Source organism: Lysinibacillus composti, from assembly GCF_016908465.1.
In the GTDB taxonomy this organism is placed as follows: Bacteria; Bacillota; Bacilli; order Bacillales_A; family Planococcaceae; genus Ureibacillus; species Ureibacillus composti_A.
This window is the reverse complement of the sequence record NZ_JAFBDY010000004.1, coordinates 195,201-219,472: the sequence shown is the minus strand read 5'-3', so window position 1 is coordinate 219,472 and position 24,272 is coordinate 195,201. Positions and strand designations below refer to the sequence as shown.

The window sequence follows — 24,272 nt, the reverse complement described above, 5'->3', positions numbered from 1 at the left end:
ACAAAAGGACGCTTTTAGTCCTTGAAGGCGGTTCTGAAGTTGTCGAGGAGCTGGCGTTCGCAGCTAGACATCAAGAAAAGCGGAGAACGCCCGTTAGCTCCGACAACAAGTAAACGTACGAAAAACTTCTTAATAAAGTTTTCCGTACGTTTGTTTTTTATTGTATTATATCATCATCGTTCTCATCTAAAAGGTGGGAATATTTTGGATTACGTCCTGCGAATTCATGGATCTTATCCCCGTAACTTGCAATCCACTGGCGGATAATTTTTTCTGTATATTCTCCGCCACGATAATCATATCCTGCCTTTGCATAAGTTGATTCAAAGTCGGACCAGAGTAGTTCAATCCAAGTTCGTGCCTTATTCACAGAAAGATATGGGTTTTTTTCACTTAATTCTTGTGTTAGTTTATCAATAAATGTATTTGTATTCATGTTATTTCCCTACTTTCATTGGGGAAAGCATTGAAATTGGCAATGCTTCTTCATGCTGTTCTCCGCCTAATCGATAGCCCCAAGCAAAACGGCCTTTTAAGTAATCTACTTTGAAAAATTCACCTGGTGCTCCTTCAATTCGGTACATTTCTCCCGGAATAATTGACTCTGGATCAACTAAATATGCAGAAGCCATAATAACTTTTCGTTCATAGACAGCAAATTCATTTACGATTCCAAGCTGTTCTGCTTTTCTTGCTTTTTCTTTTAATTTGCCAATTTCTTCTCTAAGCTCGTGTTCTGTCATTTGTGCATATGATTTTTCATTCATAATTCGTCATGCTCCCTTTCATCCATAAAGCGATTAATGATTTCTATCGGAAAACCTTTTTGATATAAGGCTTGTTTTACTCTCATTTTCAAATCGCTGCCTGTGTATTTACTAGCATATTTATTCCAGATTTTCATTCCTTGAAGTTCAATCATTCCTTGCCATTCATCATCTTCTCGCTCCAAATTAATTTGGTCAAGTATATCATTTATAATGGCAAAGGAGTAACCCTTCCGTGCTAGGAGATCTTGGATTTTCTGTTTAACCTGTGATGGTGTTTTATTTGCATTGGAACGTACCGCTTTTTCGGCAAGCCCCATAGCAACTTTTAATTGTTCATCATATGTAAACGTTTCAAGCACTTTTTCTTGGGTGCTTTTATCGATTCCCTTTTTTATTAAATCTTGCCTAATGGCACGAGGGCCTTTTTTGGCTGTCTTCTTCCTAGTTTCAAGCAGTGCCTTGGAGTAAGTTTCATCATTTAAAAAACCAAGCTTTTCAAGTTTTCGAATAGCTTCAAGAGAAACCGCCTCGCCGAAACCACTATCTAACAGTTTCTTCTTCACCTCATACTCGCTACGCATTTGGAAGCTTAAGTAGTTCAGTGCCCGATTAAATGCTTTAGCTATCTCATCCTCATAGGTAATTTCATCAATCTCAAATTGATCTAGTACCTTGCCTTTTGTCAAACCGAACTTGATTAAAGTCGATTCATCTACAGCAAAGGCGTACTCCTCGTTTATATATATATTATAGCGTTCAGCATTATTTTTTTGACGACTTATTTTTGAAATGACTTGCATACGGAACACTCCTTCGCTATTAGTATACATGTTTTTTTAACTTCATTCAGCAAATCCCTTCTGCGACGAGTAACCACAGAGCATATAAAAAAGCGCCAAACCCCATTTGGTGAAAAGGGTTTGACTGCCTTCTTAGTTACTAGTTCTCGGATATAACCTTTTTTCCCTCCGTTGTTGTTGCAAAATTTTTAATAATAGCTGTTGGACAATCTTGGAATTAGCTGTCGCATATTTTGGATGGGCAAGGTTATTCTGTTCCAATGGATCTTTACTAAGATTATACAATTCAAATTGTTCCGATACGGGTTCTGTTTTGGTAGTGGAAACAGATAAGGTTGCATTTAACTGATCAGATAAAGAAGTAGTTAATTTTCGAATGGCTTCAGAATCTTCATTATTAGGATTACTCCAGAATTGGGGATTATCAAAATATCTTGTGAATTTCCAAGTTTCCATCGCTTTATCTTCGCCTGTTGCTAACTTAACAATAACACTTTCAAGATGATTTGGTTGAATAACTGAAGTATAGGGCTCCCCTTGGAAAGTAAACTGGTTTAATCCCTTTGTTACTTCGTCATCTGTCATAAAGTAGAGTGGTTCATTTGCTCGTGGGAAATCATTTTTACCCTGAAGTAAAGGGGTAAGATCTTTACCAACAAACGGGTGAACCTCTGAATGTGTTTTACGAAGTTTTTCCTGCAAGTTTTTAGCATCAATATTCGCGAGGCTAAGCAAAGTAGGAATAATATCTAAATGGCTCGTTAACATATCGGTTATCTTTGGTTCGTGGAATAATTTAGGACTATGGATAATTAGTGGAACATGAAGGGCTTCTTCATAGGCATTATGCCACTTTTGAAACAGTCCACCGTGGGCACCTAATAGAGAGCCGTGATCTGATGTAAAAACAATGATTGTATTTTCATAGAACTTAGACTTTAAAAGAGCACTATATATTTTATATAATTCTTGATCGACTTTTTTGTGTAAGGAATAGTAGAGTTGTCTGTAATGCGTTGTATTAAAAGTTGGTTGAAAAGCGTGTTGATAAGCTTTACGATAACTATCTTGAGCAAGTGGTTTTGTTTCTAAGTTCTCATTTGCTGTAGGTGCAGAGGGGATATCTGGAACAGAAGGGTCAATATCAAAATTATAATTCGGACTCATTTGAGATAATTGGCCAAAAAGTGTAATATCGTGTGGATTCACTAACGATGAAACGATTAGCCACGGCTGCTGATTAGACTCCTTTTCAAGAGATTGAATTAATTCCACTGCTTGAGCAGCATAAATTTCATCACGACCACTTAAGCCTACTGCAGCAGAAGAGCCGGAATTACGCGGATCCGCTCCATGGGGTTCTGGTCCAATCCAACCATCAAAACCATAGGCATTTAAACGATTAGCATCCTCATAGAGTTTCTCATATTTTCGTTCAGGTACACCGTTTTTTGTATTATAACTCGGCAATGCTTCATGAGTTCCCGGAATTAGAATATCTTCATCAGATAGATGCCATTTCCCTTTCCAAAATGTACGATAACCTGCAGCTCGAAAGTAATTTCCTAAAGTAGGGACCGTATTGTGATCCAGCCAATATACATTTGCATCGAAAGCACCTTTTGCAGCGCCTGTCGTTTGAGTAACCCCATGAAGCGAAGGATATTGCCCTGTGAATAAGGTAGTTCGACTAGGAGAGCATGCAGTACTACCTATATAATGATTTAAAAATGTCATACCTTGTTCTTTTAATGCTTCTTGAGTAATTAGATTTTCTTTACGCCATCGTTTTAATGCTTCCGTTTCATAGACAGTAGGGAAACGCTGTTCATCCACAATGATAAAAAGGATATTTGGACGTTGTGGCGATGATTTTTTTCCGCCTGGAACAGTCACTTTTTAGCTCCTTTCAAAAAGAATGTACAGTTTATCTTATGTATTTTTATTAAGGATAATAGTTCAAACAGTTAATATTTACTGTTAAATAAGTTTAGAAGTTAATTCCTTTTTCCTCCAGAAATTACTTACTAGTGCATAGTTAATTATTTAGTTTCCATTATTATCCCCTTTTGATATTAAATATTCCGCATAATGCCTATTAATTCGAACAACATAAGTCTTAAAGGAGGATTATTCTATGTGGAAACATCACATTTTAGGATTCATGCTATGTACCATCGTCATGATCGTAGCGATTCTAACTCTTCAACCTAATTATGCAGCTGCAGAGCAACATAGCTGGGGCTTTACTCGGTCAAAAGATGGTCTAGGTGCGGATGCAGGTGCAAAATTTGAATCAATTTTAGAACGATATGGTGCATTTTATAAAGGAAATCCAAATGAAAAAGTTGTCTATCTTACGTTTGATAATGGCTTTGAAGCTGGATATACAGAAGGGATTCTAGATACTTTACGAAAAGAAAATGTACCAGCCACTTTCTTCTTAGTCGGTCATTATATCGATAGTGCACCTGAGTTAGTAAAGCAAATGGTGAAAGATGGTCATATTATCGGCAATCATTCTTACAAACATCCCAATATGGCAAAATTATCGGATGAAGAAATGGTAGAAGAATGGCGCAAATTCGATGAAGCTCTAAAAGAACTAACTGGAATCGAACGTACTTATTATGCCCGACCACCAGAAGGAGTATTTAGTGAACGAATGTTGGAATTAGGTAATAAAAATGGTTATACACATATGTTCTGGTCTATTGCTTTTAAAGACTGGGATACTGATAAAACACATGGTAAAGAATACGCTTATAATCACTTGATGAATCAGCTTCATCCAGGTGCACTTATTCTGATGCACACTGTATCGAAGCATAACGCAGATGCGTTACCAGATTTTATTAGAGAAGCCAAAAAACAAGGCTATCGCTTTGAATCATTAGATAATTTAGTTATGGATTACCATTTAAATAATTGGAAATGGGATAAATGGAGTTAGTTTTTATTTACATCATGAAAAAAACAGGGCATCTCACATTGAGATGCCCTTCACTATTATTTAAACATTTTTGTAAGATTCGCCATTTCGATTGCAGAAACTGCAGAATCGTAACCTTTATTCCCCGCTTTTGTTCCAGCACGTTCAATTGCTTGTTCAATATTTTCTGTTGTTACAATACCGAAGATGACTGGAACGTTTGAATCTAGAGAAACTTTCGCAATTCCTTTTGCAGCTTCATTATTTACATAGTCATAGTGAGAAGTAGCCCCACGGATTACAGTTCCTAATCCAATAACCGCATCGTAGTTTCCTGTTTCTACCATTTGTTTCGCTAAAAACGGCACTTCAAATGCACCTGGAACCCAAGCGATATCAATATTATCTTCATCCACTCCATGTCTTTTAAGTCCATCAAGTGCACCATCAACTAATTTCGCTGTGATAAACTCATTAAAACGACCTACAACGATTCCAATTTTCAAATCCGTACCTATTAGTTGTGCTTCAAATAATCTTCCCATTCTAATTCTCCTCATTTTTTATATTTATGGCAGTGCCATTGATTAAACTAATTTCTCTTTTTGTGTTCGATAACTAACTAACTCTTCAATAGAAACAATTTTTAATTCGTGTTCTTGTGCAAAATCCAATAACCCATCTAAACGTAACATTGTTCCGTCATTTGCCATAATTTCGCAAATAACCCCTGCAGGAATGCTCCCGCATGCTACAGCCAAATCTACAGCAGCTTCAGTATGTCCTTGTCTTTCAAGGACTCCACCTGGTTTAGCAACTAGCGGAAATACGTGTCCTGGCCGTCTGAAGTCATCAGGTTTTGCATTTTCATCCAACACTTTTTGCATCGTAAATGAACGTTCAAATGCACTAATACCAGTTGTAGTTTCTACATGATCGATACTTACAGTGAAGGCTGTTTGATGATTGTCTGTATTATTTAATACCATCGGATGGAAATTTAATTTTCCAGCTAGCTCCTCCGAAATCGGCGTACATATTAGGCCTCGACCGTATGTTGCCATAAAATTAATATTTTCAGGAGTTGCAAATTCTGCTAGACAAACTAAATCCCCTTCATTTTCTCGATCCTCATCATCTACAACAATAATACACTTACCACTTTTCAAATCCTGTAGAGCTTCTTCAATTGTGTTTAACATGAATACCACTACTTTCTTTTAATCAAATACATTTTCTAAACATCGTTAAAATCCATTTTGTCTTAAAAAATCTAACGTAATGTTAGAACCTTTATCGGCACGTTTTAAATGCTGCAACACATATTTACCTAGTAAATCTGTTTCAATATTGACTTTCTCGCCAACTTTTTTCTGTCCAATAATTGTTTCAGCATAAGTATGTGGGATTAATGAAACCGTAACACTTTGCTCGCTAACATTAAATAAAGTAAGGCTTGTCCCATCAATCGTGATAGACCCTTTTGGGATACAGTTTTCTGTGAGCTCTTTTGGAATGTCAATTTCGATGTAAACCGCATTTGAAACTGGCTTTTTACTTCGAATTGTTCCAACCCCGTCAACATGCCCCGATACTATATGGCCACCAAAACGTCCATTTGCAGACATCGCACGTTCTAAGTTTACATAGTCACCCATTTTTAAAGAATGAATTGTTGTCGCTTTTACCGTCTCAGGCATCACATCAACCGTCATTTCCTCTTGAGTTAAATGTGTAACCGTTAAACAAACACCATTTACCGCTATGCTGTCACCTAAATGTGCGTCTGAAATAATTTTCGGTGAATAAATTGTAATCTCCATACTTTTTTCATCTTTTTGGATCGCGGTTACTTTTCCCTTATCTTCAATAATCCCTGTAAACATACAATCACCTCTTTTTCCACCAACTATTTTGACCAAGTATTTACTGTTTTACTACGAGAATTAGAACTATATAGCTATAGTTTTGCTTTGTCTCACGGCATTGCAGAATTCCTTAATTTGTTTGTACACTTACTAAGTGAAATCACTCGCAGAAAATACTTGCCGAAAAATAAAAAACTCCATAAGCAATTCACCTAAGGAGTTTGGGAGTATGATTAAAAATGACATAGTAAAAAAGAGTATCAAAAATACACCTTTTGGATAAAGTTATCCAAAAATGCCATTACAAATATCCTTCTCCCATCCAGACTATACTGTCGGCTTTGGATTCGCACCAAATCCTGCTCATTACAAGCTCACGGGCTTAGAATTACTTCATCACCGTCGATTGGGAATTTCACCCGACCCCGAAGGACTGACGAAAAGCGAAGAACGCCCGCTTAGCTCTGACAACAACTGGAGGAACCGACAAAAGGGCGCTTTTTGCCCTTGAAGGCGGTTCTGAAGTTGTCGAAGAGCTGGCGTTCGCAGCTAGACATCACGAAAAGCGGAGGAGGCTCGTTCAGGCTCGACACGCACTGGCCGACAAAATCGCCACATCGTGTGGCATTGTCGGCACTCGTACATCCTTGTACTTCGCTTCTTCTGACAAGAGGGCGCTTTTTGCCCTCGCCAGAAGAAGCGAAGTGTCGCGAGAGCCTAGCCTCTGCAGCTAGACATCCCGAAAGCGGAGAACGTTCTTCATGCTTTTCATTAAATATTAAATTGTTACCTAAATAAAAAATCCCGGTCACAATTGAACGGGATGAGAATTGTAAATATGTAAAAAGCATAAAGAAACAAGCCATTAAAAATAACAATTTTAATAGCATTTCACATTTACATCCTTCTCCCATCCAGACTATACTGTCGGCTTTGGATTCGCACCAAATCCTGCTCATTACAAGCTCACGGGCTTAGAATTACTTCATCACCGTCGATTGGGAATTTCACCCGACCCCGAAGGATAGATATATAACAACTTTATCTCCGTTGCTATACATCATTATTATTTAGTTAATAATAAAGATATCACAAACTTAATAATAAATCTATTTGTTTTAAATTACTTTTATAATATTCACAATTATTTAGACAAAACCTTTCTTCCTTTCCATTACATATACCCTTCGTTATAATGATTTAATGAATGAAATAAAGGACGTGAAAATACTCATGCCAGAAAAAGTACAAATGGAAATTGGTCAAAAATTTCCATTAACTATAAAAAGACTTGGAATTAACGGTGAAGGTGTTGGATTTTATAAACGAAATGTTGTATTCGTTAAAGGAGCCCTACCTGGTGAAGAAGTAACCGTTAAAGTTTCAAAATTACAACGTAACTTTGCAGAAGCAGAAATATTAAATGTCCGAAAAAATTCACCTGATCGCCAAGATCCAATTTGTCCAATCTACACTGAATGTGGTGGTTGTCAGTTACAACACTTAACATACTCGGGTCAATTAAAGGAAAAACGGGATATGGTTGTCCAAGCGCTTGAAAAATACGTTAAGTCAATTGCCGAAACTGTAGATGTTTTCCCTACAATTGGAATGGATAACCCGTGGCATTATCGCAATAAAAGTTCATTCCAAGTTCGTAAGGAAGGAAAACGCGTTTATGCTGGGCTTTATGCAGAAGGAACAAATAAATTATTAAATATTAACGATTGCGCAGTACAGCACCCTTTAACATCAAAAATTACGGTTGGTACTCGCAAAATTTTGCAGAAATTAAATATTTCGATTTATGACGGGAAAAATTTAAATGGACTTATACGTACGATTGTTGTTCGAACTGGGATTCAAACTGGAGAAACTCAAGTTTGTCTCGTTACAACTCGAAAAGAAATTCCACATAAAGATGAATTAATCGAAAGAATAAAAAAGATTGATCCAAGTATTGTTTCGATTACACAGAACATCAACAAAGAAAAAACTTCGCTCATTTTCGGTGATGAAACAATTGTTTTAGACGGGAAAGAAACAATTCATGAAAACTTAGGTGAATTAGCATTTGACTTATCATCTCGCGCATTCTTCCAATTGAATCCTGAACAAACTATTTCACTATATGATGAAATCAAAAAAGCTGCTGCCCTTACAGGAAAAGAAACAGTTGTAGATGCATATTGTGGTGTTGGAACAATCGGATTATGGTTAGCACGTGATGCAAAAGAAGTAAGAGGAATGGATGTTGTTCCCGAAAGTATAATCGATGCTAAGAAAAATGCTAAAAACCATAGCTTTAAGCATGTTAGGTATTACACTGGAACAGCAGAGGAATGGCTTGCAAAATGGCGTAAGGAAGGTTTCATCCCTGATGTCATAACTGTTGACCCACCGCGAACTGGTCTTGCACCAAGCTTTATAAAAACTGTTCTAAAAATTAAACCTAAGCGATTTGTTTACACATCTTGTAATCCATCGACCTTTGCTAAAGATCTACAAGAACTAACGAAATTTTATAAAATTGACTACATTCAACCTGTTGACATGTTCCCGCAAACTGCAAGAGTTGAAATCGTTGCAAAAATGACGTTAAAAGCAAAATAACCAAAGTGGCCATCAAGAAAGTTAGGTACTTTCTGATGGCTTTTAATTTTTACAATTAATTTTTTTACCTCTCGAATAAATATACATTTACTCTTTCTCAATAACTATATTTATAGTTTTTCTTCCTCAAAATTATATTACTCAACAATATTCTCTAAAAAAACGTTATCTTTTTCTTAATACCCCATTTTTCTTTTTTAAGTTCCCTGCTCATACTGTACTAATCTACATTAAAACGTTCATATACCCTTATTCAACAATAATTAACAGCACATCAAGATACCTGTTATAACACAGATAAATACTCATTTCTTTCTCTCTCAAGTATTAAAAATTCTATTTCAAGAAAATATTTTTTCAAAAAAACTATTGCAATTCTGTTTTACAAAATGCTATCTTGATATACAAGAAATGTTCACAAAAAATTTGGTTTTAGAAAATAAGGAGTTGAAAGAGAAATTATGAATAAAAACAGATGGTTAATTGCACTTTCTGCAATCGCTATTCATTTATCAATCGGTGGCGCTTATGCATATAGTGTTTATAAAAATCCAATCATGCAAGAAATGGGTTGGAATGCTACAAATGTAACCGTAGCATTTACTATTATGATGGGGCTTGCAGGTTTTGCCGCTGCACTCTTTGGAAGTCTAGTAGAAAAAATGGGACCAAGAAAATCAGCTATGGTTGCTGCATTGTTATTTGGCGCAGGACAAGCTGGTGCTGGACTAGCAATCCTTTCTGATTCAGTTGTACTTTATTGGCTTACATATGGTTTATTAAGCGGATTAGGTATGGGAATTGGTTATATTGCTCCAGTTTCAACACTAGTAAAATGGTTCCCTGATCGTCGTGGTCTTGCAACAGGAATGGCTGTATTAGGTTTCGGTTCAGGTGCTTTACTTACTGCGCCTGTAGCTGCAAAGTTAATGGAAGCTGTTGGAATTTCTAATACGTATTTTATTTTAGGGATTAGTTACTTTATTTTAATGATGCTTGGTGCTCTATACATCGCACCACCTGCAGGCAATGCTTCTGGTGACAAATACGCTACTTCATCAGGCATAAAAGCTCTTGCTCAACTTTCAGCAAAAGAAGCTGTACGCACAAAACATTTCTGGATGCTTTGGTCGATGCACTTAGTTAACGTTACAGCTGGAATTATGATGATTTCGGTTGCATCTCCTATGGCTCAAGAGATTGTTGGACTATCTGTAGCCGGAGCTGCTGCAATGGTTGGATTAATGGGCTTATTTAATGGCGGTGGTCGACTTCTATGGGCTGCTGCATCCGATTACATTGGACGACATAATGTATTTGTTATTTTCTTTATCATCCAATTAATCACTTTCGTTACATTACCATTTACAACAAACCTTATTATTTTCCAACTATTAATCTTCTTAGTAGTTAGTTGTTATGGTGGTGGGTTCTCTAACTTACCAGCATTCGCAAGTGATCTATTCGGAACTAAACAGCTTGGCGTTATTCACGGATATTTACTAACAACATGGTCTTTAGGTGGAGTTTTTGGACCAATTATTGTAACAACTATCCGCAACGCAACAAACAGTTATATTCCAGTATTCTACTTATTCTCATTCTTAATCGGACTTTCATTATGTATCTCATTATGGATTCGATACGATGTGAAGAAATTAAAGAAACAACAAAAAGAAGAAGCCTTAAAGGTTGGAGATGTTTCTACAATTTCATAAACAATAAAAAACTGCCAAGATTGCTCAACAGTCTTGGCAGTTTTCCATTTAGTAAAAAAGTGGAATCATAATTAATTGAAGCGAAATATGTGCAAACATGTGTGATAAGATGGCGTATTCAATTCCCTTTTTCCAAAAGAGATACCCACAGAAGATACCGGCAATTCCATTTAATATAAGACTACGTATCATTAGATCGGTTGTTACCCCACCAAATATTGCGTCAGTTGCAGGTAGGTGTCCAATCGCAAATAATAATGCTGCAATTATAATAGCCATCCAATAAAATAAACTAGGTAACTCAGACTTCCCTCTATAAAATAGAATCTTAACGAGCCAAATTAGTAGTGACATAACAAATAATCTCATCAATAGCTCTTCGAATACACCACCATAAAATACTCCTGCTATTAAACCTATTAGAGAAAACTCGGGTTCAATATCGCTAATACCAGAAATTTTGTTCTGATAATAAAAGCGATCTGCCCCTACAATCACAAATGCGGAAATAGCCCCAAAAATAAAAGCGCGCACTACCCACCTCGTTTCAAACGATACTTTCGTTTTAGTAAAGAGGGCGTCTAGTATATCTAAGGAAAAACCAACTTTTCGTGCAATTTTAATACCTAGAAATGCCACAATAAATGCCATAACAGTTAATTGAATCGCTGTAATTAGTTGAAGCAAAATCATAGGAACCGGCATTGTTTCGATTAGTTGTTCATATTGGTGAGGAAGCGTCTGCTGCATGGCGTCTAATTGATATGGGAGAACTAAAAACCCTCCAATAAAACAAATCACCGCTAATAATATGGAAATCTTCAAATCGTTGCGTTTCATTTTTCCCATTCCTTTGCAGTTTTATTTTATAAAAACGATATTAACAAAATAATTACAAGCGGGATCAACACAATGAAATATCCAATTGGATTTGCCATATTCAACGTCCAACCTACTCCAAAGCGTTTTTCAACAAAAATAGAAGGATCATTTTTATTGAAATAAAACAAGCCGCCTTTCCAATACCGGTCTTCGTCGATATCAGTTATGTTCTCTTCAACTTGAACAGGATCTCCTTTATCGGTTCTCCCTACTTTTAATGCAAATACACTTGTTCCTATTAAGACGAGCACTAAAAATGCAAATGGTATCAAGAATTTCATTCCACTAAATAAATTCGAATGAATCATAGTGAGCTGGAAATAACTAAATAACATCGTTACTAATAAAACAACTACAAAGGTAAACCAGCTTGAATACTTACGTAAGCCTAATTGACGATTACGTGATGCTTGGATATTTGTGGCGCTAAGTTTTATGCCAGATTTCTTCGTGGCTATATGGATGGCTAAAAACATGATTTGCATAATTAGTAGGAATAAGGGCAACTGAATAGCTGTAAAAGGTGTTTTTTTCGTAAATGCGTCTGGTTCTCCACTAGGACCCCAATGTGTTGGAATCTGATTAGGTAAAATATCATATTGAAAGATTGTGTAACATATAACCCCCAATGTGACGATCATTGGTAAAAAGTACACATATGAAGAGAGCATTTCGTCTTGAGAGCGAATTGATAAATCTGTCAATCTTACTTCCTTTAAATTTTCTGTCCATTTGCTCTCTTTTTTCAACTGCTTTGTTTTTGCGTGGAAATATATATATAAAGATAAACTGATGAGAATAACTCCGAATTGCATCATTGTTCCTGCAATAACGATTTGTTCATCATTTCGATTGCTTTCTAACGCCCATACGAGAAAAGCAACCATAATGACGATTGAAATGGCTAGCATACTAATAAAATAACGTTTTTTAAACAATTTCAGATTATCATTATTAATAAATTGCTCTGGTACCGTTACACCAAAAATAACGGTTCTTTTTACTAAATAAGGTACGGCTATTTGTAAGCCTATAATAAAGACAAAGATTGTTAAAATAATTGAAAGTGACATTCATTTTCCCCCTCTTACTTTTTAGTACGATTATTTCGTTTTAATATCACTAATTAATGAAGAAACAAGCTCTAGTAATTTCTCTTTATCCACTCCTAAAACAAGGGCTTCTGCAATATAAGGTCTAAGTTGATCCGAAATTCTGTTCATTGTGCTGTCATCAATACTGTCATAATGTGAGATTACTGCCCCTGACTTTGGAACAATTTGGATAATCCCCTTTTTTTCTAACTCGTGATAACTCTTATTAACCGTGTGCATATTAACACCGAGATCGGCAGCAAAGGCTCTTACAGAAGGAAGGGCATCACCTGACTTTAAACTCCCCTTCGCAATACCTTCTATAATCTGATTGGTTAATTGTGTATAGATTGGGATTTCGGACTCTGTTTCAATTCGTATAAGCATTTCATCACTCCAATCTGTTCTACACTTATTATAACAAAAACTGTTCTATACTTTCTATAACAAAATATATTTCTCCATAAAAAAGCTCCTTATGCGAAAATACATAAGGAGTATGTTTTCTAGGCATTTACCTCAATGCCCCATTTTCAATTCCATTCATATTCTTAAGAATAATTGTTGATAGTAAAAGAGCAATTTCAGTAATGAGTATAATCAGTATAATCCAACCTAATACGTACATTACTTCAGTTTGAAATTTCAGTAAATCTTTACCCATCATGTTCACAAGATTGTAAGTGAAATAATAAAACATCCCAAACGTAAAGTTTCTTGCCCATTGTGAAATATTGTAAGTAAATATTCCCTTTTTCCATCCTAGCTTTTTAATTCTATTTACTCCCCGAATGATTTCTATCATTTCTACTATGACAAATATTGAAAACACTACCCACCAAAAAACAAACAGCACATCGGTCTCAAACTGTCTCGATTGAGTCATTGCAAGCCCTGTAATCGACAATGCACCATGAATAATACAATCAGTATTTTTCCATTCATGAATATCAAACCATTTTGAAGAAAATCGAATACCAATTAAAATAATAGAAAATAAGTAAAAACCTATCCCAATACTTATTAAGTAAAAAATTATGTTAGCTGATAAAGATTCTTGATAGTAATTAATTAAAAGACAAGCAATGGACTGTGTACTAACTGTGGATAATAAAACTAATCCATGCACATCTTTAATAGAACCTATTCCTATGATCTTTTTAAATTGCCAAATACAAAAAAGGATGTAGATGAACCAAAGGAAAACATTCATATATAAAAGAATTGTTAATCCTGTAGTTAATACAGGGAAGTAATGAATCATTATGATCCCTACTACTGATGTTCCAGCAATCCATGTCCCTGCAGCAAAACTTTTAATGGGCGAACTTACTAAGCTATTTTGGTATTCCCTGATAAATAATGAAAAGCAAAATGAAAACAGAAGTAACAACCAAACAATCACTAAGATTGCTGAAAGATAACGTCCAAAATGTTCATCTAGTAATGGAAATTGATGAATTGCACCCAATAAGAAAATGCCAATCGCCATAATAATCGAACCAGCAGCTATGTCAATCGTTTTATATGTAGATACAATTTTTGTTTTAATATTCATAATTGGATTGGTCACCTCTAATTTTCCCTCCATTAAATATTTCCATTATATATGTTTTTATCGTTATATTTTTACAATTTTTATAAGGCTAAAGTATTATCTTCTAAAGATTTATTGATAAAAACGAAGATTTAAAGCTAGATTCTTTATTAGAAAAAAAATAATGATAATAATTTTATTATTTTGGTTTAATCTATTTAACGAGAGCAAAAGGTTAAATGGGATTTTGTAGGATTTTTTTACTTTTTCAACAAATTTTTTGTCGAAAAGTGATTGATAGCTTAAAATTTATTCTGTATAATCTGTTTTATTGTGTAAAAATATTAAAGAAAATATTTTTGCGTTCATCTCAATTATGCTATGGTGTAATTGAATATTAATACTACTATTCCTTTAAGGGGGTTATAAAGAATTGGGTAAAGCATTGATTATTGGAGCTGGCGGAGTTGCTAGTGTAGTGGTACACAAATGTGTACAAAATTCGCAAACGTTCGAAGAGATTATGATCGCTAGTCGAACGAAGTCAAAATGTGACGCTTTAAAAGAAAAATTAGACGGCGGTAAAACAATTATTCATACGGCTCAAGTAGACGCGGATAATGTGGACGAACTTGTTGAATTAATCAATGGATTTAAACCAGATGTGGTAATTAACGTAGCTTTACCATATCAAGATTTAACTATTATGGATGCATGTTTAGCTACAGGTGTACACTACGTTGATACTGCAAACTATGAGCCACCTGAAACAGCTAAGTTTGAATATAAATGGCAATGGGCTTACAAAGAAAAGTTCGAAAAAGCTGGCCTTACAGCTTTATTAGGTAGTGGATTTGACCCAGGTGTAACAGGCGTATTCTCTGCATATGCATTAAAACATTACTTCGATGAAATTCACTATATCGATATTTTAGATGCAAACGCTGGGGACCATGGATATCCATTCGCTACAAACTTCAACCCTGAAATTAACATCCGTGAAATTACAGCAAACGGACGCTACTGGAAACAAGGTGAATGGGTAGAAACAGACCCATTAGAATTCAAAGAAGTTTATAACTTCCCAGAAATCGGACCTAAAGATATGTACCTTCTATATCATGAAGAATTAGAATCTTTAGCGAAAAACATTACAGGAATTAAACAAATTCGTTTCTGGATGACATTCTCTCAAAAATATATCACTCACTTAAATGTTCTTGAAAACGTTGGTATGACATCAATTGAACCGATTGAATTTGAAGGTAAAATGATTCAACCACTTCAATTCTTAAAAGCAGTTTTACCAGATCCAGCTTCACTTGGGCCACGTACTAAAGGTAAAACAAATATCGGTATTATCGCTCGTGGTATTAAAGATGGCGAAGAGAAAACTTACTACGTTTATAACGTATGTGATCATGAAGAATGTTACCGTGAAGTTGGTTCACAAGCGATTTCTTATACAACAGGAGTACCAGCAATGATTGGTGCTATGCTTGTTATGAACGGTACATGGCAAAAACCAGGCGTTTACAACGTAGAAGAATTCGATCCAGATCCATTCATGGAAGCTTTAAATAAATGGGGTCTTCCATGGCAAGAAAGCTTTAATCCTGAACTAATCGACCTTGACTTAAACGACAACAAAGTTGAGGCAAAGTAATATGAAGACAATTGATTGGACAAAAGCTCCATCTCCTAGTTACGTAGTAGATGAGCGTTTATTGCAAAGAAACTTTGAAATCTTAAAATCTGTACAAGACCGTACAGGTTGCGATATTTTACTTGCACTAAAAGGATTTTCGATGTTCTCGACTTTCCCAATGGCTCGTAATTATCTTAAAGGCATTACGGCGAGTTCTCTTTTCGAAGCTCGCTTAGGATACGAGGAATTCGGTAAAGAGGTACATGCCTATGCACCGGCCTACGCTGAACATGAAATTGATGAATATTTAACATATGTTGATCATATTGTGTTCAACTCATTTGACCAACTAAACAAGTACAAAGCGAAAGTACAAAGTTTAGACAAGCACGTTTCAATCGGATTACGTGTAAACCCTGGTTATTCTGAAGTTGAAACACCACTTTATGACCCATGTTATATCAATTCACGTTTAGGAATTCCTGTTGATTCATTCCGTCCTGACGAATTAGACGGAGTCGAAGGGATTCACTTCCATGCGATGTGTGAACAAGGTTCAGATGTATTAGAACGTATTTTAGTTCACTTTGAGGAAAAATATGGTCAATACTTACATCAAATGAAATGGGTTAACTTCGGTGGCGGTCACCATATTACACGTCCGGATTATGACATTGAAAAACTTGTTTCATTAATCAACCACGTGCAAGATACGTATGGTGTAAAAGTCATTTTAGAACCAGGTGAGGCAATTGCTTTAAATACTGGTTACCTAGTTACTACAGTACTTGATATTGTAAAAAATGGAATGGAAATTGCAATTTTAGATACTTCTGCAACATGTCACATGCCAGACGTTTTAGAAATGCCATACCGTCCACAAATTATCGGTGCAAGTACACCAAATGATAAAGCACACACTTACCGTTTAGGTGGAATGACTTGTCTTGCTGGTGACGTAATTGGTGATTATTCATTCGATCAACCATTAAAACCAGGCGATAAAATTGTTTTCACTGACATGGCTCACTATACAATGGTGAAAAACCATATGTTCAATGGTGTAAACTTACCAAGTATTTGCTTATATAATGAACAAGAAGGCGTTAAAGTTATTCGTAAGTTTGGTTATGAAGACTATCGTAATCGTTTATCATAAGCACTCAACAGTTCTAGAAATTCAAGCTGACTCGAACATGATTCGTTCGAGTCAGCTTTTTTTGATTTTGTTTATAAATCCTTTGAATGCGTGCTCAAATATGGGCATCTGGTGCTCATATTTCTTTCTTGGTGCTCATAATGCCTGATTCTACGCTCTTATCTCCAGGTAACCTGCTCATAAAGACTGATGTGCTCATAATGCTGTATTGGGGGCTCATATTTCTTGGTTTAATGCTCATATATGATCCAATAGTGCTCATAAAGCCTGATTCTACGCTCATACTCCCTTGAAACCTACTCATAAAAATAAAGCCCTCTTCAATTCTTAAAACCTTCATGGCAAATAGTAAACTCAAATATAAAAGGTAGGAAGCTATTACTTCCTACCTTACCTGAGCTCTTAACTTCTTTCCGAATAAAAGTACAATCATATATAAAACAAATAAGATCAATGCTATAAATAATAAAAAACTATATACCTCAACCAACTGTAAATATAGTCCGCCAATAAAAGGTCCAGTTAAGCTTCCTATACTAAAGAAGATTCCACACAATAAGTTTCCTGTAGGCAGTAACTCTTTTGGCGTAAGGTCTGCCATATACGTAATCCCTAAAGAGAATAATGAACCCATAAACATTCCTGCTATTAAAAAGACACAAGCAATGAAAATCTCCGAATTCTCGAACTGACTCCCTATTCCAAAAATAACTGCTCCACTAAATAACCCAACGAGTATTACTTTCCTTCTACCAATCTTATCACCTAATACACCGATTGGAATTTGTGTAATAATCCCCCCGACTGAAAAGGCGGCTAATATAATGGAGACTAGCGATACATCAAACTCTTTACGAAGTGCATAAACCGGAAAAAGCGCATTTAAAGATGTTTCTAAAAACCCATAAACAAATGGCGGCAAAAATGCAACCCATGCGTATTTAAATGATAATAAGTAACGACTAAAGCTATTCGTCTCTTGTGCATCACCTTTCAACAGATCCGGATGTTCATTTTTTACAAAAAATATGAGTGACCAAGCTATCAGACAAAGAATTGACGATATGACGAATGGGAACACCTCTGATACTTTAACGAGTGGCACAAATAACGGACCAACTGCAAACCCAACGCCAAAAGACAAGCCGTAGATGGACATACTCTTCCCTAATTTTCCGTGAGGTGTAGAACTAGTAATCCACGTTTGAGTTGCATAATGAAGACAATGATCTCCAATCCCAATTAATAATCGAAGAATAAACCAAAACATTACATGCTTCCAAAGCGGGAATAACATTAGGGCAATAAAGACGATAGCCCCTCCAAAAATGATAATTGGTTTATAGCCAAATTTCCTTAATGGCTGTTCGATAAATGGCGATATTAATAACGTACCTATGTATAAGCCAGTCGCGTTCAATCCATTTAACGTTGAAGAAACACCATCTGTTTCAAAAATAATCGAAATAAGAGGTAATAACATTCCTTGCGAAAAACCGGATATTGAAACAATGATGACTAAAATTAAAAATCTATATTGCTCAAATCTTTGAACTACCATGATGACCTCCGACGTCTTTAACCATAATAACACCGTAATATCTTACCACAGCTACATCTGAATGGCTGTACTTTATATTAAGAAGCGTTTAACTTGGTTTAGGCTACGCGACGCGATGGTGAATCCCATATTACCTATTATTTCCGCAGCATTGATTTCGACAAGAAACTCCCCTACTAGGACTACGTAACACACGTGCAATTTTACTTAAATTCCTGGACATTCATTGTTAAAACTTCGATAATCCAAACTTTCTAACTACAATATAAAAACCCTAGGCGCATCTTTTTTAGATGCACTCTAGGGTGGCTATGTTTCACTATTCTCCATTTTTATTGATTAAACCTTAGTCCGGCAAGATAGCCGAAAAATTGTTTAAACTCCCTCCTTTTCATATTTTGAGTGAGCATATACTTTTCGACCATCTCCTTTCGATTACTTAAATGTAATTTATCACACATTTTAAATATTGTAAATATTCTGAATAACGATTGTTTAAAATTAATCCTAAAGGCCTATCTTAAGAATGGTTAAACAGCCCATCGACAAATATTTGATGATTTCACCATAATTCGATATTATGTTGTTACGAAACGAGGTGTACATGTACAAGATGTCTAATTCAATTTCTGATAAAAATAAACAAGTATCTTATGTAAAAGAACGACTACAAATCTTCCTTGAAGTATTAGATGCTATCGATCCCGAAACTGCTGATGTTGAAGATATCGATAACCTTCTCAAAATCATCGATGATTTAGAAGATAAAATGGATCAATTCCATCATCGAGATAAACTAATTGAAGAATAATGATGCATTTCTGGCATAATCGCAAATAGATTATGTCTTTTTTATTTTTATTACAATAAAATCTACCACTCTCTTTTTTTCTAGAAAAAAGGTATAATAGTCTTCGAGTGAATAATTCATAATTTTCTGGGGGGAACATTATATGTCTCAAGTAGCTACTTCTTATTTACAGACTTTGGAGAAAAGTCTTTATGATTTAGTAAGTGAAACTTCTACGAACTTACCAAAGGATGTTCGTCGTGCTATTAAAAAAGCGAAAGATGCTGAAAATGCGGGAACTCGTGCTGCAATGAGCTTAGACACAATTTCAAACAATATCGTAATGGCAGAAGATAATGTGTCACCAATTTGCCAAGATACAGGTTTACCAACTTTCAAAGTAAAAACTCCGGTTGGTGTAAATCAACTTGAAATTAAAGCAGCGATTAAAAACGCAATTGTACAAGCAACAAAAGACGCTAAATTACGTCCAAATGCTGTTGATTCTTTAACTGGTAAAAACAGTGGAGATAATCTAGGTGACGGTCTACCTGTTATTAAGTTCGAACAATGGGAAAAAGACTACATAGAGGTAAAATTAATTCTTAAAGGTGGCGGTTGTGAAAACAAAAATATCCAATACAGCCTACCTTGTGAATTAGAAGGTCTTGGCCGCGCTGGACGTGACTTAGATGGTATCCGAAAATGTATTTTACACTCTGTATGGCAATCTCAAGGACAAGGCTGTTCTGCAGGTTTCATCGGAGTAGGTATCGGTGGTGACCGTTCTTCTGGTTACGATTTAGCAAAAGAACAATTATTCCGTCATGTTGAAGATACAAATCCAAATCCAGACCTAGCAAAACTTGAAGAGTATATTGTTGAAAAAGCAAATACATTCGGTATTGGAACAATGGGATTCGGCGGTGAAGCAACATTATTAGGTTGTAAAATTGGTGTAATGCACCGTATTCCAGCATCATTCTATGTTTCTGTAGCTTATAACTGCTGGGCATACCGTCGTATGGCGATTGACATCAATCCAACTACTGGCGAAATTACTAATTGGCACTACCAAGAAGGTGAAAAAATCACTTTCCGTGACGAACCAAAAACAGAACAAAAATCAGAAAATAAAGTAGTCGAACTTCAAGCTCCAATCACAGAAGAACAAATTCGTGAGCTAAAAGTTGGTGACGTTGTTAAAATTTCTGGTCGTATGTACACTGGTCGTGACGCAATTCACCATCATTTAATGAGCCATGATGCACCTGTAGATCTTAACGGACATATCATTTATCACTGCGGTCCTGTAATGGCCAAAGACGAAAATGATAATTGGACAGTAAAAGCTGCTGGTCCAACTACTTCAATTCGTGAAGAACCTTATCAAGGCGATATCATGAAAAAATTCGGTATCCGTGCTGTAATCGGTAAAGGTGGTATGGGGCCAAAAACTCTTGCTGCTTTAGAAGAACACGGTGGCGTTTACCTAAATGCAATCGGTGGAGCTGCTCAGTACTATGCTGACTGCATTAAGAGTGTAGACGGGGTTGATCTACAAGAATTCGGTATTCCTGAAGCAATGTGGCACTTAACAGTTGAAGACTTCACTGCAGTTGTTACAATGGACTCTCATGGTAATTCATTACACGCAGACGTTGAAAAATCATCATTAGAAAAACTTTCTCAATACGCTGAACGTGTATTCTAATTATTAAATAGTTTTTCATATTAAATTGAATTAAAGCTCGTAAAGGTACTTACCTTTACGAGCTTTTTTATTATGAGCAAATTTTTTTATCTATAATAAAATACATATTGTATTTGTTTTACAATTGTAGTAGTCTATATTATAATCATTTTAAATAAAGAAGAATTATAATCATTATTTAAGATAAATGAAAAACATTATCATTGACGTAAATTGAGCAACTTGATAGTGATATTCATTATCATAAGGAGGGATAATGTGGACTACTCTAATCGAGAAAACATTAATCTAAATGAGAAAGTAAAAGAACATGCCGAATTAATTGCTGCCCTAATTTCAGGTCTTATTATTTTACTTGCATGGCGTATGGATTCAAACGGTTTAGAAACTGCTTCAATTCTTGCCTATTTATCAGCCTTTATCATTGGAGGATATGCGAAGGCAAAAGAAGGCATTTTAGATACAATTGAAAATCGATCTTTAAATGTTGAAATTTTAATGATTTTAGCTGCCATTGGTTCTGCAATCATAGGTTACTGGACTGAAGGTGCAATTCTTATTTTCATCTTTGCTGTCAGTGGTGCCCTTGAAACATATGCAATGAATAAAAGTCATCGAGAAATTTCTGCATTAATGAATTTACAACCAGAAGAAGCTTGGCTAGTTCGGGGTGCATTTGAACCCATAAAGGTACCAGTCTCTTCCCTAACTGTTGGCGACCATTTACTTATTAAACCAGGTGAACGTATTCCTGTAGATGGGGTAATCTTCAAAGGGACTTCATCCATTGATGAGTCAGCTATTACTGGAGAATCGATGCCTGTAACGAAACAAGTTGAGGAAGAAGTTTTTGCAGGAACTGTGAACTTAAGTAGTACATTAACGATAAATATGACAAAGCCAAATACTGAATCTTTATTTCAAAAAATCATTACACTTGTTCAATCTGCTCAAAGTGAAAAATCACCATCGCAACAATTTATTGAGCGCTTTGAAGGAATATATGTAAAGTTCGTTCTGTTAGCTGTTGTTGTTATGATGTTTCTTCCCCATTACCTTTTAGGGTGGGACTGGACAACAACCTTTTACAGAGCAATGGTATTACTTGTCGTAGCTTCTCCCTGTGCACTTGTTGCTTCAATTATGCCTGCTACACTTGCCGCAATATCAAACGGCGCTCGAAATGGCGTACTTTTTAAAGGTGGGGTTCACTTAGAACATTTAAGTGTTCTAAAATTACTAGCAGTTGATAAAACAGGGACATTAACTGAAGGAGCACCTATTGTTACAGATATTATCGTTCGAGAAGATTTAAATAAGGAAAAAGTCATTTCTATTTTAGCTTCTATAGAATCACAATCTAACCATCCATTAGCACAAGCGATTACGAAATATGCAAAAGAGCATTCCATTGAAATCTTATCTGGCATTGAAATTGAGGACGTTCCAGGTTGGGGGCTAAACGCAACAATAGATGGGAATACCTTTAAAGTTGGAAAGCCTGAATTTGTTGGGCGTGAGGAATCACAAACTTTTGCAAATCAAAGTGCAGAAACACTAGCTGAGGAAGGGAAAACTGTCATCTTTATGAAAGATGGCTCAGGAATAGCTGCCCTTGTAGCATTAAAGGATACAGTTCGAGAAGAAGCAAAACAAGCCGTTACCCTTTTAAAGCAATTAGGCATAAATGTAGCCATGCTAACTGGCGACAATAAAAAAACTGCTCACATCATTGCAAAAGAAGCAGGAGTGCATGACTATATTGCTGAATGTTTACCAGAAACCAAAGTAAATCATATTAAAGGCTATATGGAAGATTATAAGTATGTAGGGATGGTTGGAGATGGAATAAATGATGCACCTGCCCTTGCCACATCAACAGTCGGTATCGCAATGGGTGGAGGTACAGATGTAGCACTCGAAACTGCAGATGTTGTCCTTATGAAAAACGACTTATCAAAAATAGCTTATGCAGTACGTCTATCGAAAAAAATGCAACGAATCGTAAAGCAAAATATCATCTTTTCCATTTCAGTAATTACACTACTTATTATTTCAAACTTTTTGCAAATTGTAGATTTACCTCTTGGTGTAATTGGACACGAAGGTAGTACAATTTTAGTAATTCTAAATGGGCTTAGAATGCTAAATAATAAGATCTAAAATGTCATTGTCGCATTGTTTCTTCAAGGTAAAGAAAGCTTTCGCAAAGTAACATCTGCGAAAGCTTTTTAACTATTAGATATAATGTGGTTGTTTGCTTCCATTTTTTCCAATTTCCTTCTTTGCATGGAGGCGTTAAGTAATCCTCCAAATATTAAAATCATCCCCGTAAAATATAACCACAACATTAAAACAATTACACCAGCAATACTCCCATACGTTGAAGAAAAGTTGCCAAAGTAATCTAAGTAAAACGAGAATCCATATATTAATATTAACCAAGCTAAAGTTGCGAATATGGACCCCGGGATAACACTTGTAACCCGTAAACGGGGATCCGTATTAGGTATCATCCAATACATAAGCATAAGTACTAAAAAAATTAGAATGGGCGGTAAGATAAATTGAGTAGTTGTCCAAAAAGTAGTAAAAGACTGTTGCTCCCCTAAATAAGTGAACAATGAATAACTTAGGTAATGTCCAAAAATAGGGATTACTAGTGCTAATAAAATAACGACAACTAAAGCAACTGTAAATACTAATGACCATAATCGATTAATAAGACTTGACCTTACTTCCGTATCATAAGTTTCATTCAACGCTTTGATGAGTGCATTGACACCTCTAGAAGCTGACCAAATTGTCCCGATAATACTGATGGACAAAAGCCCACCATTATGTTGATTTGTAAGAATTTCAACCAATGTCCCTTGTGTAAGAAGGAACACTTCAGTGGGTACTACTGTACTTAGGAAATCAAAAATATGTTTTTGATTTAAATTAAGAAAAGGTAAAAGTGCAACAATAAAAATTAATAACGGAAAAAAAGATAATAAAAAGAAGTAAGCTAATTGAGCCCCCAATCCTGAAATATCCACATCTCTCATTCTTAGGATCAGATCATGAAAAAATCCCTTAACAGTTGTTACATCAACACTAGAAGAATCTGCTTCTAAATATGTTTGTACAGATGCTAAAAATCCTTTCTGGGATGTTTTTTTCTCTTCAGTCAATTTGCTCACT

Annotated in this window: 21 protein-coding genes, 1 pseudogene and 2 riboswitches; of the genes and pseudogenes, 8 read left to right on the top strand and 14 right to left on the bottom strand. The window is 35.6% G+C overall.

Annotated features, from left to right (window positions below):
* Positions 1-157: 157 nt before the first annotated feature.
* From JOD29_RS07260 to JOD29_RS07245, 4 genes are all read right to left on the bottom strand, one after another.
* A complete protein-coding gene (locus JOD29_RS07260; protein WP_124763940.1) occupies positions 158-436 on the bottom strand; it encodes a YfhJ family protein in 279 nt (92 codons plus the stop codon).
* Position 437: 1 nt separating this feature from the next.
* Entirely contained in the window at positions 438-767 is a 330-nt protein-coding gene (locus JOD29_RS07255) for a YfhH family protein (protein WP_192894203.1), read from the bottom strand.
* Positions 764-1,570 (bottom strand): recombination regulator RecX, encoded by an 807-nt coding sequence (recX, locus tag JOD29_RS07250; RefSeq protein ID WP_124763938.1) that lies wholly within the window; start codon positions 1,568-1,570, stop codon positions 764-766. Before recX ends, JOD29_RS07255 begins: the two co-directional genes overlap by 4 nt.
* A gap of 132 nt (positions 1,571-1,702) precedes the next feature.
* Positions 1,703-3,466: a sulfatase family protein gene (locus JOD29_RS07245; protein WP_124763937.1), complete on the bottom strand. Its 1,764-nt coding sequence runs from the start codon at positions 3,464-3,466 to the stop codon at positions 1,703-1,705.
* 241 nt (positions 3,467-3,707) lie between these two features.
* Between JOD29_RS07245 and JOD29_RS07240 the strand changes: the two genes are divergently transcribed.
* Entirely contained in the window at positions 3,708-4,523 is an 816-nt protein-coding gene (locus JOD29_RS07240; protein WP_124763936.1) for a delta-lactam-biosynthetic de-N-acetylase, read from the top strand.
* 56 nt (positions 4,524-4,579) lie between these two features.
* Here the strand turns inward: JOD29_RS07240 and ribH are convergent, their stop codons facing one another.
* From ribH to JOD29_RS07220, 4 genes and pseudogenes are all read right to left on the bottom strand, one after another.
* The gene (gene ribH, locus JOD29_RS07235) at positions 4,580-5,047 is read right to left on the bottom strand and encodes a 6,7-dimethyl-8-ribityllumazine synthase (protein WP_124763935.1); all 468 of its coding nucleotides are present in this window, start codon (positions 5,045-5,047) and stop codon (positions 4,580-4,582) included.
* Between the two features lie 45 nt (positions 5,048-5,092).
* A pseudogene (gene ribB / locus JOD29_RS07230) lies at positions 5,093-5,704 on the bottom strand (3,4-dihydroxy-2-butanone-4-phosphate synthase); the annotation flags it as partial.
* Positions 5,705-5,749: 45 nt separating this feature from the next.
* Positions 5,750-6,388 (bottom strand): riboflavin synthase, encoded by a 639-nt coding sequence (ribE, locus tag JOD29_RS07225; RefSeq protein WP_124763933.1) that lies wholly within the window; start codon positions 6,386-6,388, stop codon positions 5,750-5,752.
* A 288-nt stretch (positions 6,389-6,676) separates the two neighbouring features.
* Positions 6,677-6,807: riboswitch (FMN riboswitch) on the bottom strand.
* A 21-nt stretch (positions 6,808-6,828) separates the two neighbouring features.
* Positions 6,829-7,260, bottom strand: coding sequence for a hypothetical protein (locus JOD29_RS07220; protein ID WP_124763932.1), 432 nt, complete (start codon positions 7,258-7,260; stop codon positions 6,829-6,831).
* An 8-nt stretch (positions 7,261-7,268) separates the two neighbouring features.
* Positions 7,269-7,399: riboswitch (FMN riboswitch) on the bottom strand.
* Positions 7,400-7,603: 204 nt separating this feature from the next.
* Between JOD29_RS07220 and rlmD the strand changes: the two genes are divergently transcribed.
* Both rlmD and JOD29_RS07210 read left to right on the top strand, forming a co-directional pair.
* Positions 7,604-8,983 carry a 23S rRNA (uracil(1939)-C(5))-methyltransferase RlmD gene (gene rlmD / locus JOD29_RS07215; protein ID WP_124763931.1) on the top strand — a complete coding sequence of 460 codons (1,380 nt, stop codon included), beginning with the start codon at positions 7,604-7,606 and terminating at the stop codon, positions 8,981-8,983.
* A 461-nt stretch (positions 8,984-9,444) separates the two neighbouring features.
* Positions 9,445-10,701, top strand: coding sequence for an L-lactate MFS transporter (locus tag JOD29_RS07210; RefSeq protein WP_124763930.1), 1,257 nt, complete (start codon positions 9,445-9,447; stop codon positions 10,699-10,701).
* Positions 10,702-10,749: 48 nt separating this feature from the next.
* Here the strand turns inward: JOD29_RS07210 and JOD29_RS07205 are convergent, their stop codons facing one another.
* The 4 genes from JOD29_RS07205 to JOD29_RS07190 form a co-directional block, all read right to left on the bottom strand.
* Complete coding sequence (locus JOD29_RS07205; protein ID WP_158610536.1) at positions 10,750-11,541, bottom strand: CPBP family intramembrane glutamic endopeptidase; 792 nt, start codon at positions 11,539-11,541, stop codon at positions 10,750-10,752.
* A gap of 26 nt (positions 11,542-11,567) precedes the next feature.
* On the bottom strand, positions 11,568-12,656 hold the full coding sequence (locus JOD29_RS07200) for a DUF1648 domain-containing protein (protein WP_124763928.1): 1,089 nt from the start codon (positions 12,654-12,656) through the stop codon (positions 11,568-11,570).
* 30 nt (positions 12,657-12,686) lie between these two features.
* On the bottom strand, positions 12,687-13,064 hold the full coding sequence (locus JOD29_RS07195) for a GntR family transcriptional regulator (protein ID WP_124763927.1): 378 nt from the start codon (positions 13,062-13,064) through the stop codon (positions 12,687-12,689).
* A 127-nt stretch (positions 13,065-13,191) separates the two neighbouring features.
* Positions 13,192-14,250, bottom strand: a complete 1,059-nt coding sequence (locus JOD29_RS07190) for a TDT family transporter (protein WP_158610535.1) — start codon at positions 14,248-14,250, stop codon at positions 13,192-13,194.
* Positions 14,251-14,647: 397 nt separating this feature from the next.
* Between JOD29_RS07190 and JOD29_RS07185 the strand changes: the two genes are divergently transcribed.
* Together JOD29_RS07185 and nspC are read left to right on the top strand one after the other, a co-directional pair.
* A complete protein-coding gene (locus JOD29_RS07185; RefSeq protein WP_124763925.1) occupies positions 14,648-15,880 on the top strand; it encodes a saccharopine dehydrogenase family protein in 1,233 nt (410 codons plus the stop codon).
* 1 nt (position 15,881) lies between these two features.
* The gene (nspC, locus tag JOD29_RS07180) at positions 15,882-17,021 is read left to right on the top strand and encodes a carboxynorspermidine decarboxylase (protein WP_124763924.1); all 1,140 of its coding nucleotides are present in this window, start codon (positions 15,882-15,884) and stop codon (positions 17,019-17,021) included.
* A 385-nt stretch (positions 17,022-17,406) separates the two neighbouring features.
* On the opposite strand, the gene JOD29_RS07175 is transcribed toward nspC, so the two are convergent.
* Positions 17,407-18,582: an MFS transporter gene (locus tag JOD29_RS07175; protein WP_124763923.1), complete on the bottom strand. Its 1,176-nt coding sequence runs from the start codon at positions 18,580-18,582 to the stop codon at positions 17,407-17,409.
* Between the two features lie 613 nt (positions 18,583-19,195).
* Here JOD29_RS07175 and JOD29_RS07170 point away from each other — a divergent pair.
* The 3 genes from JOD29_RS07170 (at position 19,196) to JOD29_RS07160 (ending at position 23,249) form a co-directional block, all read left to right on the top strand.
* The gene (locus tag JOD29_RS07170) at positions 19,196-19,393 is read left to right on the top strand and encodes an SE1561 family protein (RefSeq protein ID WP_124763922.1); all 198 of its coding nucleotides are present in this window, start codon (positions 19,196-19,198) and stop codon (positions 19,391-19,393) included.
* A gap of 142 nt (positions 19,394-19,535) precedes the next feature.
* Positions 19,536-21,086 carry a fumarate hydratase gene (locus JOD29_RS07165; RefSeq protein ID WP_124763921.1) on the top strand — a complete coding sequence of 517 codons (1,551 nt, stop codon included), beginning with the start codon at positions 19,536-19,538 and terminating at the stop codon, positions 21,084-21,086.
* Positions 21,087-21,344: 258 nt separating this feature from the next.
* Positions 21,345-23,249: a heavy metal translocating P-type ATPase gene (locus JOD29_RS07160; RefSeq protein ID WP_124763920.1), complete on the top strand. Its 1,905-nt coding sequence runs from the start codon at positions 21,345-21,347 to the stop codon at positions 23,247-23,249.
* 68 nt (positions 23,250-23,317) lie between these two features.
* Here JOD29_RS07160 and JOD29_RS07155 read toward each other — a convergent pair whose 3' ends face one another.
* Positions 23,318-24,262 (bottom strand): YihY/virulence factor BrkB family protein, encoded by a 945-nt coding sequence (locus tag JOD29_RS07155; protein WP_239585609.1) that lies wholly within the window; start codon positions 24,260-24,262, stop codon positions 23,318-23,320.
* Between the last annotated feature and the right edge of the window lie 10 nt (positions 24,263-24,272).